Origin of the sequence: Paraoerskovia sediminicola (genome assembly GCF_030296575.1) — a bacterium.
Classification (GTDB): Bacteria; Actinomycetota; Actinomycetes; order Actinomycetales; family Cellulomonadaceae; genus Paraoerskovia; species Paraoerskovia sediminicola.
Genome location: NZ_AP027729.1, coordinates 334,781 through 347,452, shown reverse-complemented (window position 1 = coordinate 347,452; position 12,672 = coordinate 334,781). Strand labels below are relative to the sequence as shown.

Genomic DNA, 12,672 nt, shown 5'->3' with positions numbered 1-12,672 from the left:
CACGCCCTCGGGGTGCGGCCGGCGTCCGGCATCGTGGCCGCGCGGTTTCAGGCTCTTGCCGTAAATTGCAGCAAGGGCTACGGTTGCGTGCATCACACCCCGGGCGCACGGTCGCACCTGGGATGCCCAGGACGACGAAGGAGTCTCCATGACGCTCGCCCGCCCCAGCGCCTCCGGACGAGGCGCCCGACGTGCCGGTGCCGCAGCGCTCGCCACCGTGGTCGCCTCGGGGACCCTGACCGCCGCGCTCACCGGTGTCGGCGTCGTGACGCCGACAGCAGCCGTCGCCGCAGAGCGCACGTTCGCCCTCGTCGGTGACCTGCAGACCGAGGTCGGGTGCCCCGCGGACTGGGCTCCCGACTGCGTCGAGAGCGAGCTCGCCCCCACCGGGACGGACGGCGTCTACGCGGCCGACCTCGAGGTGCCGGCGGGCACCTACGAGTACAAGGTCGCGGTCGACGACGCCTGGGACGAGGCGTACGGGCTCGACGGCGGCGCCGACAACATCCCGCTGACGCTCGCGGGCCCGACGACCCTGCGGTTCACGTTCGACGACGCGACCAAGCTGACCTCCGTGGTCCCGCTGGGCCTCGAGGGTGGGTACACGGACGCCGACGACGCGATCGTGAGCGCCCCCGTCCGGCAGCCGGGCTCGGACGAGCAGTTCTACTTCGTCATGACCGACCGGTTCGCGAACGGTGACCCCTCCAACGACACCGCGGGTCTCGGCGACGACCGGCTCGTGTCCGGCTTCGACCCGACCGACAAGGGGTTCTACGAGGGCGGGGACATCCAGGGCATCCGCGATCGTCTCGACTACATCGAAGGGCTGGGTACGAGCGCGATCTGGCTGACGCCGTCCTTCAAGAACCAGCCGGTCCAGGGGAGCGGAGCCGACGCGTCGGCGGGGTACCACGGGTACTGGATCACGGACTTCACCCAGATCGACCCGCACCTCGGCACGAACGAGGAGCTCGAGGCGCTGATCGACGAGGCCCACGCCAAGGGCATCAAGGTCTACTTCGACATCATCACGAACCACACCGCCGACGTCATCGACAACGAGCAGGGCGAGTACTCGTACGTCGACCAGGCGACGACGCCCTACCGCGACGCGAGCGGCGCGGCCTTCGATCCTGCGGACTACGCCGGCACGGGCGACTTCCCCGAGCTCGATCCCGCGACGTCGTTCCCCTACACGCCCAAGGTCGCCGCGTCGTCCGCGGACGTCAAGGTCCCCGGGTGGCTCAACGACCCCACGCTCTACCACAACCGGGGCAACTCGACCTGGACCGGGGAGTCGGTGACCTACGGCGACTTCGACGGGCTCGACGACATCATGACGGAGCACCCGGACGTCGTCACGGGCTTCGCCGAGGTGTACGAGGACTGGGTGGACCTCGGTATCGACGGGTTCCGCATCGACACGGTCAAGCACGTGAACTTCGAGTTCTGGGAGCAGTGGACCACCGAGGTCCTCGAGCACGCGCACGCGCTCGGCAAGGACGACTTCTTCATGTTCGGCGAGGTCTACGACGCCGACGCCGCCAAGCTCTCCCCGTACGTGCGACGCACGGACATGAGCTCGGTCCTCGACTTCACGTTCCAGTCGTCCGCCACCAGCTTCGCGGCGGGCAACTCGGCGAAGGGCCTGCAGAGCCTCTTCGCGAGCGACGACATGTACACCACGCCGGACACCTCCGCGTCGGCGTTGCCCACCTTCCTGGGCAACCACGACATGGGGCGCATCGGCTACTTCCTGTCGTCGACGGACGCGCCCCAGGAGCGGGACGAGCTCGCACACGACCTGATGTACCTCACGCGCGGGCAGCCCGTTGTCTACTACGGTGACGAGCAGGGCTTCGCCGGGGCGGGCGACGGCAAGGACAAGAACGCCCGTCAGTCCCTCTTCGCGACACAGGTCGACGAGTACGCGGACCAGCAGCTCGTCACGGGGGAGACGCTGGGCTCCGTCGACCGCTACGACACCGACGCCCCGCTCTACTCGCACATCGCCGACCTCGCCGCGCTGCGCGCGGGGAGCCCGGCGCTCTCGTCCGGCGCGCAGATCGAGCGGCACGCCGACGCGGGCGCCGGTGTCTACGCGTTCAGCCGCGTCGACCGGGACGAGAAGGTCGAGCACCTCGTGGCGCTGAACAACGCCGGCGAGGAAAATTCGGTCACGTTCACGACGCTGACCCCGGGCGCGACCTACGACGTGCTGCTCGGTGAGGGCGGACCGGTCGCCGCGGACGGTTCGGGGAGATCACGCTGACCGTCCCCGCGACGAGCAGCCTCGTCCTGGTCGCCGACCGCGAGGTGTCCGCGGAGTCGTCGGGCGAGATCGCGGTCGACGTCCCCGCCGCCGGCGCGGGGGTCGAGGAGTCGCTCCCGTCGCAGCGACCGTCGACGCGGACGCCTGGTCCGAGACCTCGTTCGCGTGGCGGGTCGTCGGCGACGACGCGTGGACCCCGCTCGGCACCGCCGAGGACACGTCGCCGCGCGTCTTCCACGACACCGCCGGGCTCGCCGACGGGACGCTCGTCGAGTATCGAGCGGTGACCGTCGACGCCGACGGCGACTGGGCCGCGGCCTCGTCCTACGCCAGCGTCGGGAACGACGTGACCGGCGTCGAGGGCGAGCCGGAGCCGGAGGGTGACATCGAGCTCGTCACCGTGCCCGGGTCGCACGGGTCCGAGATGGGCTGCGCGGGCGACTGGACGCCCGGGTGCGAGGCCGCGAGCCTGACGCGTCGCGAGTCCGACGGCGTCTACGCCGGCACCTTCGACATCCCGGCGGGCACCTACGAGTACAAGGTCGCGGTCAACGGCTCCTGGGACGTGAACTACGGATCCGGCGGCGTACAGGATGGGGACAACGTCTCGTACACGACGGACGGCGGGCCGGTCACCTTCTACTGGGACCCGGTCAGCCACCAGTTCTCGAGCACCGCTCAGGGGCCGATCGTCACGCTCCCCGGTTCGTTCCAGTCGGAGCTGGGCTGCCCCGGTGACTGGGCGCCCGACTGCATGCTGAGCTGGATGCAGGACCAGGATGGCGACGGGACCTACACGTTCACGACGTCCGCGCTGCCGACCGGCGCCTACGAGGGCAAGGTGGCGCACGGGCTCGGCTGGGAGGAGAACTACGGTGTTGACGGCGTGCGGGACGGCGCGAACTACTCGTTCAGCGCGACCGAGGGCAAGCAGACGGTGTTCACCTACGACCTCGCGACGCACGTGCTGACCATCGAGTCGGCCGACCCGCCGCTCGCGGGGACGGGGCAGCAGCGGGCCCACTGGGTGGCCTCCGACCTGGTGCTCTGGCCGCGAGACCTGCTCGGCGGCGCAGAGCCCGGGGACCTCACGTTCGGGCTGCACCACGCGCCGGAGGGCGGGATCGCCGTCACTGACGGGGACGTCGTGGTGCCCGACGGCGGGGGCACGATCGACCTCGTCGTCGACGCGGACGGGATCCCGCAGGACGTGGCCGACCGGTTCCCGGCGCTCGCCGGGTCGGTGGCGCTCCGGCTCGTCGACGCCGACGGCGAGCCCCTCGGCCGCCAGGCGATCGAGGAGGTCCTGACCGGTCAGGTGATGGTCTCCCAGCGCGCGGGGGACGAGCTGACGGCGTTCACCGGCGTCCAGCTGCCCGGCGTGCTCGACGACCTCTACGCGCAGGACGCCGCGGACCGCGAGCTCGGGGTGAGCTGGCACAAGAACGGGAAGTGGGCCTCGTTCGGGCTGTGGGCGCCGACCGCGAAGAGCGTGACGCTCCTCGCGTGGCCGCAGGGCGCGGACACCGCGGACGAGCCGTCACGGTTCGCGGCGACCCGCAACGCCGACGGTTCGTGGTCGGTCGACGGGAAGGCGGTGGACAAGAAGTTCCCGTGGAAGGGCGCCCGCTACCTCTACGAGGTCACGGTGTACGTCCCGAGCACGGGAGCCGTCGAGACCAACGTCGTCACCGACCCGTACTCCGTGGCGCTGACGACCAACTCCCGCGAGTCGGTCGCCGTGGACCTCGACGACGCCGCGCTGGCACCGAAGGTGTGGCGCAAGACCCCGGCGCCGGTGATCGAGCGTGCGGTCGACCGCAGCATCTACGAGCTGCACGTGCGGGACTTCTCCATCGGTGACGAGACGGTGCCTGCCGACCGTCGGGGCACGTACCTCGCGTTCGCCGAGAAGGGCTCGGACGGCATGTCCCACCTGCGCGACCTCGCCGACGCCGGGATGAACACGCTGCACCTGCTCCCGACGTTCGACCTCGCGACCATCGAGGAGGACCGCTCCGCGCAGCAGACCCCGGCGGGCGACCTCGCCTCGTACGCCCCGGACTCGCCCGAGCAGCAGGCCGCCGTCGCCGCGGTCCAGGACGAGGACGGCTACAACTGGGGCTACGACCCGTTCCACTTCTCGGCCCCCGAGGGTTCCTACGCCACCCGGCCGGACGGCGGAGACCGGGTCGCCGAGTTCCGCACCATGGTCGGTTCGCTCCACGGAGCCGGCTACCAGGTCGTGCTCGACCAGGTCTTCAACCACACGGCAGCGAGCGGTCAGGACGAGAAGTCCGTCCTCGACCGCGTGGTCCCCGGCTACTACCACCGCCTGAACGCCACGGGGGCGGTCGAGACGAGCACCTGCTGCCAGAACCTCGCGACGGAGCACGCGATGACCGGTCGCCTGATGGTCGACTCGGTCGTGACCTGGGCCAGGGACTACCACGTCGACGGGTTCCGGTTCGACCTCATGGGCCACCACTCGACCGCGAACATGCAGGCCGTGCGCGACGCCCTGGACGAGCTCACGCTGCGCCGCGACGGGGTCGACGGCACGAGCGTCTACCTCTACGGCGAGGGCTGGAACTTCGGCGAGGTCGCCGACGACGCGCTGTTCGAGCAGGCTCGGCAGGGCAACCTCGGGGGCACGGGGATCGGTACGTTCTCCGACCGGTTGCGGGACGCCGTCCACGGCGGGTCTCCCGTCGACGGCGGGTCGACCTTCACGCAAGGGTTCGGCACCGGGCTCGCGACCGACCCGAACGGGAGGCCAGCGCAGGCCGGCGACGACTCGACGGTCAACGACGGCTCCGAGGACGAGCTCGCGGACCTCGCCCACCAGACCGACCTCGTCCGGCTGGGACTCGCCGGCAACCTCGCCGGCTACACCTTCGCGACGTCGTCCGGCACCGAGCAGCGCGGGGACGAGATCGACTACCGGGGCTCGCCCGCGGGCTACGCCGAGCAGCCCGACGAGATCGTGACGTACGTCGACGCCCACGACAACGAGACCCTCTTCGACCTGCTGGCGCTCAAGCTCCCGCAGGCGACGAGCATGGACGACCGGGTGCGGATGAACACGCTCTCGCTGGCGACCACCGCGCTGTCGCAGACCCCGTCGTTCTGGAACGCGGGGACGGACCTCCTGCGGTCGAAGTCGCTGGACCGTGACTCGTACAACTCGGGGGACTGGTTCAACGAGATCGACTGGAGCGGGCAGGAGAACGGGTTCGGCAAGGGCCTGCCGATCGAGTCGGTCAACGGGGAGAAGTGGCCGCTCATGGCTCCGCTGCTCGCGGACGACTCGCTGCGACCCGAGGCGGACCAGATCGCGACGGCCACGGCCGGGGCGCAGGACCTCCTGCGGCTGCGGTACTCGACCGACCTCTTCCGGCTCGGTGACGCCGCGGCGATCGAGCAGAAGGTCACGTTCCCCGGCTCCGGCGCCGACGCGGTCCCCGGACTCCTGGTGATGCGGATCGACGACACCGTCGGCGCAGACACCGACCCCGCCCTCGACGGCGTGCTGGCGGTGTTCAACGCCTCGCCGGAGCCGATCACGACGACCGTCGCCGACCTCGCCGGCCACGACCTCGAGCTCTCGTCGGTTCAGGCCGACGGTGCCGACGAGGTCGTGCGCGCCACCACCTGGGACGCCGCGACAGGTTCCGTGACGGTCCCGGCCCGCTCGGTCGCGGTGCTCGTCGAGCGGTCCTCCGGGTCCGGCGCGGCAGGGCCCGGTGGCTCGGGTCACGGTCCGTGGCAGCGCTGGCACCAGCGGGTCTGCACCTGGCTGCCGTGGCTGCCCGGGTGCGACGCCCGGTCCGCGTCGCAGTTTGTTGGTTGAGCGAACGATACGGCGCGCGGGCCCTCAGGACGGCGGTCCTGAGGGCCCGCGCCCTTCTCTCCCGGTCGGCCGGCGAAGGTCACAGTTCGGACTCGGCCGCCCCTCCCCGTTGTGATCTGCGCCTCACCGGGTCTATGTTTCCGTCTGCAACATAGTCCGGGCGGGCACCTGCTCGGCGTCCAGGACGCGTGCGACGGCGCCGCGTCATGAGAAGGGGAGAACGATGCGACGAAGCATGTTCACGGCCACCGCGGCCGTTCTGGCGACCGGGCTGCTGCTGGCAGGGTGTGCGTCCGACGACTCAGGGACCGACGCCGGGGCCGACTCGGGCGGCACCGAGAGCACGGACGACTCGGGCTCGGGCGACGCAGCGACCGGCAAGGTCGGGGTCATCCTCCCCGACACCAAGTCGTCGGCCCGCTGGGAGACCGCGGACGCCAAGTACCTCGCCGAGGCCTTCGACGCGGCCGGGGTCGAGTACGACATCCAGAACGCCCAGGGCGACAAGACCCAGTTCCAGACGATCGCCGACCAGATGATCACGAGCGGCGTCAACGTGCTGATGATCGTCAACCTCGACTCCGGGTCGGGCAAGGCCGTGCTGTCCAAGGCCCAGAGCCAGGGCATCGCGACGATCGACTACGACCGCCTGACCCTGGGCGGCGGCGCCGACTACTACGTCTCGTTCGACAACACCGCCGTCGGGACGCTGCAGGGCGAGGGGCTCGAGAAGTGCCTCACTGACGCCGGCAAGGACACGGCGAACATCGCGTACCTGAACGGGTCGCCGACCGACAACAACGCCACCCTCTTCAAGCAGGGCGCCGAGGAGGCGCTCAAGGCGAAGGAGGACGCGGGCGACTACACCCGCGTCGCCGACCAGGCCGTCCCGGACTGGGACAACCAGCAGGCCGGCACGATCTTCGAGCAGATGTTCACCGACAACGGCGGCAAGATCGACGGTGTCCTCGCGGCGAACGACGGCCTCGGCAACGCGGCCATCGCGATCCTCAAGAAGAACGGCGTGAACGGTTCGGTGCCCGTCACCGGACAGGACGCGACCGACCAGGGCCTGCAGAACATCCTCGCGGGCGACCAGTGCATGACGGTCTACAAGGCCGTGAAGCAGGAGGCCGACGCCGCGTCGGCGCTCGCCGTGGGCCTCGCCCAGGGTGAGGACGTCTCCGACCAGGCGACGGGCACGGTCACCGACACCGAGACGAGCGAGGACGTCGCCTCCGTCCTCCTGGTGCCGCAGGCCATCACCTTCGACAACGTCAAGGACGTCATCGCCGACGGGTACACGACGAAGGAGAACGTCTGCACGGCCGAGCTCGCCGACAAGTGCGAGGAGGCCGGGATCTCCTGATCCCTGCACAGGACCGGGGCTGCCGTGCGCGGCAGCCCCGGTCCGCTCGCAGGCCCCGGCCGTGCCCTACCCGAGCCCGGCCCGAGCCCTCCAGACCCTCTGCGCCCGACCCGGGCGCGCCGTCCCGACCCGAGGTGACCATGACGACCCCTGCTCAGTCCGACCTGGCCCCGCCACCGACGCTCGAGGTCCGTGGCGGCCGCAAGAACTTCGGGGCGGTCCACGCGCTCCGCGGCGTCGACATCGTCGCGCGGGCCGGTGAGGTCACCGCGCTCGTCGGCGACAACGGCGCCGGCAAGTCGACGCTCATCAAGTGCATCGCCGGGATCTTCCCGTTCGATGCGGGCGAGGTCCGCTACGAGGGCGAGACGGTGCACATCTCCGACCCGGGCGCCGCGAACGACATCGGCATCGAAGTCGTCTACCAGGACCTCGCGCTGTGCGACAACCTGGACATCGTCCACAACATGTTCCTCGGTCGCGAGCTCCGCAAGGGCTTCCGGCTCGACGAGGCGGCCATGGAGACTCGGGCGGCCGAGGTGCTCGCCTCGCTCTCCGTCCGGACCGTGCGCTCGATCCGTCAGCACGTCGCGAGCCTCTCGGGTGGGCAGCGGCAGACGGTCGCCATCGCCCGCGCCGTGCTCTGGAACTCGAAGCTCGTGATCCTCGACGAGCCGACCGCGGCGCTCGGCGTCGCCCAGACCGAACAGGTCCTGCAGCTCGTGCGCCGTCTGGCGGACGCCGGCCTCGCGGTCGTGCTCGTGTCGCACAACATGAACGACGTCTTCGAGGTCGCCGACTCGATCTCGGTGCTCTACCTCGGGCAGACCGCGGCCCAGGTCCGCACGGCGGACACGTCCCGCGCCGAGGTCATCGAGCTCATCACCAGCGGCTCGGCCGTCGCCCCGGTCGGTGCGCCCGGGACGGCGCAGCCAGCCACCGACAACGCGAACGGGAGCACCACCGCATGAGCACGCCGACCGTCTCGACCCGCTCCGACGCCCCGTCGCTCCTCTCGGGCGAGGTCGAGCAGCCGACCTTCACCGAGGCCCTGCAGAACTACGTGCGCAAGGTGCGTGGCGGCGACATGGGCTCGCTGCCCGCGATCCTGGCGCTGACCGTCCTCGCCGGGGTCTTCGTCGTCCTCAAGCCCGAGACGTTCCCGTCCGCGCTGAACATCGCCAACCTGTTCCAGCAGGGCGCGGTGGTCGTGACCATCGCGATGGGGCTCGTCTTCGTCCTCCTGATCGGTGAGATCGACCTCTCGGCCGGGTTCGCCTCCGGCGTCTGCGGGGCGATCCTCGCGGTCACGCTCACCAGCATCGGGTGGCCCTGGTACGTCGCTGTCCTCGCCGCGGTCCTCACCGGCGTCGTCATCGGGCTCGTGATCGGGCTGCTGGTCGCGAAGATCGGGATCCCGTCGTTCGTGACGACCCTCGGTGCGTTCCTCGCGTTCCAGGGTGTCGTGCTCCTCATCATCGGCACCGGCGGCAACATCTCGCTGACCAACCCCGTGATCCTCGCCATCCAGAACAAGAACATCCCGCCGGCGATCGGCTGGGCGCTCGGCGGGCTGGCGGTCGCGGCCTACGGGTTCGCCACGATCCGTACCTGGTCGAGCCGCCGACGCCAGGGCCTGCTCTCGGCGCCGCGCGCGATGGTGATCACCAAGGTGGTCGCGATGGCGCTGGTGGTGCTCGGCGGTGTCCTCGTCCTGAACCAGGAGCGCAGCGTCAACCCCGCGATCACGTCGCTGCGAGGGGTGCCGATCGTGGTCCCGATCATCGTCGTGCTCGCCCTCGGCCTCGGCTTCCTGCTGACGCGGACCGCGTTCGGGCGGCACATCTACGCCGTCGGTGGCAACGCCGAGGCCACGCGCCGCGCAGGCATCCCGGTCGCCCGGATCCGCGTCACGTGCTTCATCATCTGCTCGTCGATGGCGGCGTTCGCCGGGATCTTCGCGGCGTCCCGGGCGACGTCGGTGGACCCGAACGCCGGCGGCTCCAACGTGCTGCTCTACGCCGTGGGTGCCGCGGTGATCGGCGGGACCTCGCTGTTCGGTGGCAAGGGGCGCATCACCGACGCCCTCATCGGTGGCGCGGTGATCGCCGTGATCGACAACGGCATGGGCCTGCTCGGGTACTCGGCCGGCATCAAGTTCGTGGTGACCGGGCTCGTCCTGATCGCGGCGGCCGCCGTCGACGCCCTCTCGCGGCGACGGGCGAGGACCACCGGGCGAGGGTAGGGCATGATCGTGCCAGGGCTGGTCGTCGGACGAAGGGCTGGGCACGGACGTGAGGCTGGGTTCGGGCGCTGCCGTCCTGCGTGCTGAGGCATCGGGGCGGGACGACGTCCGGCGCGCGAACCTCGCGGCCGTGCTGCGGCTCCTGCACTTCGACGGCGCGTCGACCCGCTCCGACATCGTCGCCGCCACCGGGTTCAACCGGTCGACCGTCGGGTCGCTGACGTCGGAGCTCGAGCGGGCCGGTCTCGTCCGGGAGCGACCGGGGGTCGTCCGGGGCAAGGGCAGGCCGTCGAACGTCGTCGAGCCGGTGAGCACCAGCGTGCACGTGCTGGCGTTCGACGTCACGGCGACCGAGGTGGCAGGTGCTCGCGTCGGCCTGGGCGGGTACATCCTCCAGGTCCGCCGACGGCTCCACGCCGGTCACCCTCGGGACGTGGGCAAGGTCGTCGCGATGATCGCCACGCTCGCCCGCGAGATGGACGCGCGGGCGCCCGAGGGGTCCGTCCCGCTGGCGATCGTGGTCTCCGTGGCCGGCAGCGTGCGCCAGCCCGACGGTCTCGTCCGCAGGGCACCGGCGCTCGGCTGGGCCGACGTGCCGCTGGTCGCGCTGCTCCAGGCGGAGCTGGAGTCCGACCAGGGGCCGCCGTTCCCCGGAGCGATGCTGATCACCGCGGGCAACGACGGCGACTTCGGTGTGGTCGCGGAGCACCTGCGAGGGGCCGCCCGAGGCATCCAGGACGTGCTCTATGTGCGCGGCGAGCGCGGCGTCGGCGGCGGTGTCGTGGTCGACGGCGAGCTGCTCAAGGGCGTCGGCGGCTACGCGGGGGAGGTGGGTCACATCCTGGTCCGGCCGGGCGGCAGGCCCTGTGCGTGCGGCGCGAAGGGCTGCTGGGAGGCCGAGGTCGGAGACGACGCGATCCTGCGCGCGGTGGGCCGGGACCCCAAGGAGTCCGAGATCGACGACGCGATCAGCGACGTCGCGATCGGCCGCAAGCGAGCGATCGCGGGGGTCCATAAGATCGGCTCGCAGGTCGGCCTCGGCCTCGCGAGCCTCGTGAACATCTTCAACCCCGGGGTGGTGGTGCTCGGCGGGAGCCTGGGCGCCCTCTACCCGACGATGGAGAAGACCCTGCACGCGAGCCTCGCGCGAGCCCTCGGGCCCATCCGGGAGCAGGCGACGCTGGTGCGCTCCGAGCTCGGTCCGGACGCCCAGCTCGTGGGCGGTGCCGAGGTCGGGTTCGTGGACCTCCTCGACGACCCGACCGGGACCCTCGCGGCGCTCCGTGGTGAGGTCGACGAGCAGGGGTCGGGCGTCGTCCTGGAGTCCCGCTCGTCCTGAGCGCCGGCCCGCCGGCGGAACCGCGGGACCCTCAGCGGAAGACGATCGTCCGGTGGCCGTTGAGCAGGACGCGGTGCTCAGCGTGCCAGCGCACGGCGCGTGCGAGGGTGCGCCGCTCGACGTCCTCCCCGAGGGCGACCAGGTCGTCCACGGACCGGGAGTGGTCGACGCGCTCGACGTCCTGCTCGATGATCGGACCCTCGTCGAGGTCTCCGGTGACGTAGTGCGAGGTCGCGCCGATCAGCTTGACCCCCGCTCGTGCGCCTGCGCGTACGGCCGCGCGCCCTTGAAGCTGGGCAGGAACGAGTGGTGGATGTTGATGACGCGACCGTTGAGGTCTCGGCACAGCTCGTCGGAGAGGATCTGCATGTACCGGGCGAGCACGACGGTCTCGACGTCGAGCTCGGCGACGATCTCGCGCAGGCGGGTCTCGGCCTGGGGCTTCGTGTCCCGGGTGACGGGCACGTGGTGGAACGGCTTGCCGTAGAACTCGGCGATCTCGGCGAGGTCGGTGTGGTTGCCGACCACGCCGACGACGTCGATCGGCATGTCCTGGTGGCGCTCGCGGTAGAGGAGGTCCACCAGGCAGTGGGGCGCCTTCGACACCATGAGCAGGGTCCGGACCCGGCGGCCCGACACGTCGAGCTGCCACGTCATGTCGTACTGCTGCGCGACGGGGGTGAAGGCCGACTCGAGCTCGGCGCGGCCCGCGGTCGACAGGACCTGGACCCGCATGAAGAAGAGCCCGGTGCCGGGGTCCCCGAACTGTTGCGACTCCGTGATGTTCCCGCCTCGACCGGCGATGGCGCCGGAGACCGCGTGGACGATGCCGGGGCGGTCCGGGCAGGAGAGGGTCAGGATCCAGTGGGTCGGGTCGTCGGTCGTGTGCACCGGGTCAGCCTACCGAGGGTGGGCGCCTGGGCTGCACGGAATCACCCCGCTCCCACCACGGGATCGCAAGCCCTGAGCGGCCTGTCGTGACACGATGAGGGCATGACCGACAGCTTCCGGATCGACGTAGTCCCCGACGATGTAGCGGGCGAGCTCCTCACGCTCCGCCGCGCCGCGTTCGTGACCGAGGCGCAGGTGTACGGGGACCCGAACATCCCGCCGCTCACGCAGACCCTGCACGAGCTGCGCGAGGACATGGCGCTCGACGACGTCGTGACCCTCGGCGCCTGGGACGGCTCCCGGCTCGTCGGATCCGTGCGGGTCGAGCTCGAGGACGGCCGTGCGACGCTGGGCCGGCTCGCCGTGGCCCCGGACATGCAGGGGCGAGGGATCGGCACGAAGCTGATGTTCGCCGTCCTGCCGTACCTGCCCGAGGAGACCACGGAGATCTGGGTCTTCACCGGCAAGGACTCGCGGCACAACTCTCTCTCTACGAGCAGCAGGGGTACGAGGAGCAGTACGACAAGACCGCCGGCGACCTGACCTACACCTACCTTCGGCGCATCCTCGGCGAGGCCGAGGTCCGGGCCGTGGACGACACCGGCGTCCGACCGGCCTGACGGCGAAAGCCGCGATCCCCGGCCTCGACGGGCCGTCGCCGGTGCGTCGGGCGCGGCCGGATGTCCGATTCGCGCATTGA

At 71.0% G+C, this 12,672-nt stretch carries 4 protein-coding genes and 3 pseudogenes; 6 read left to right on the top strand and 1 reads right to left on the bottom strand.

Features of this window, described 5'->3' with window-relative positions; translation table 11 throughout:
• Positions 1–148 precede the first annotated feature (148 nt).
• The 5 genes and pseudogenes from pulA to QUE47_RS01755 all read left to right on the top strand — a co-directional run bounded on the left by pulA (position 149) and on the right by QUE47_RS01755 (position 11,081).
• A pseudogene (pulA, locus tag QUE47_RS01775) lies at positions 149–6,128 on the top strand (pullulanase-type alpha-1,6-glucosidase).
• A gap of 235 nt (positions 6,129–6,363) precedes the next feature.
• Positions 6,364–7,497, top strand: coding sequence for a sugar ABC transporter substrate-binding protein (locus QUE47_RS01770; protein WP_286218322.1), 1,134 nt, complete (start codon positions 6,364–6,366; stop codon positions 7,495–7,497).
• Positions 7,498–7,637: 140 nt separating this feature from the next.
• On the top strand, positions 7,638–8,468 hold the full coding sequence (locus tag QUE47_RS01765) for an ATP-binding cassette domain-containing protein (protein WP_286218321.1): 831 nt from the start codon (positions 7,638–7,640) through the stop codon (positions 8,466–8,468).
• A complete protein-coding gene (locus tag QUE47_RS01760) occupies positions 8,465–9,742 on the top strand; it encodes a sugar ABC transporter permease (protein WP_286218320.1) in 1,278 nt (425 codons plus the stop codon). The genes QUE47_RS01765 and QUE47_RS01760 overlap by 4 nt, the downstream gene beginning before the upstream one ends.
• Positions 9,743–9,791: 49 nt before the next feature.
• On the top strand, positions 9,792–11,081 hold the full coding sequence (locus QUE47_RS01755) for an ROK family protein (protein ID WP_286218319.1): 1,290 nt from the start codon (positions 9,792–9,794) through the stop codon (positions 11,079–11,081).
• Positions 11,082–11,112: 31 nt separating this feature from the next.
• Here the strand turns inward: QUE47_RS01755 and purU are convergent.
• Positions 11,113–11,972: pseudogene (gene purU / locus QUE47_RS01750) on the bottom strand (formyltetrahydrofolate deformylase).
• A gap of 102 nt (positions 11,973–12,074) precedes the next feature.
• Between purU and QUE47_RS01745 the strand changes: the two are divergent.
• Positions 12,075–12,592 (top strand): annotated as a pseudogene (locus tag QUE47_RS01745) (GNAT family N-acetyltransferase).
• Positions 12,593–12,672 lie beyond the last annotated feature (80 nt).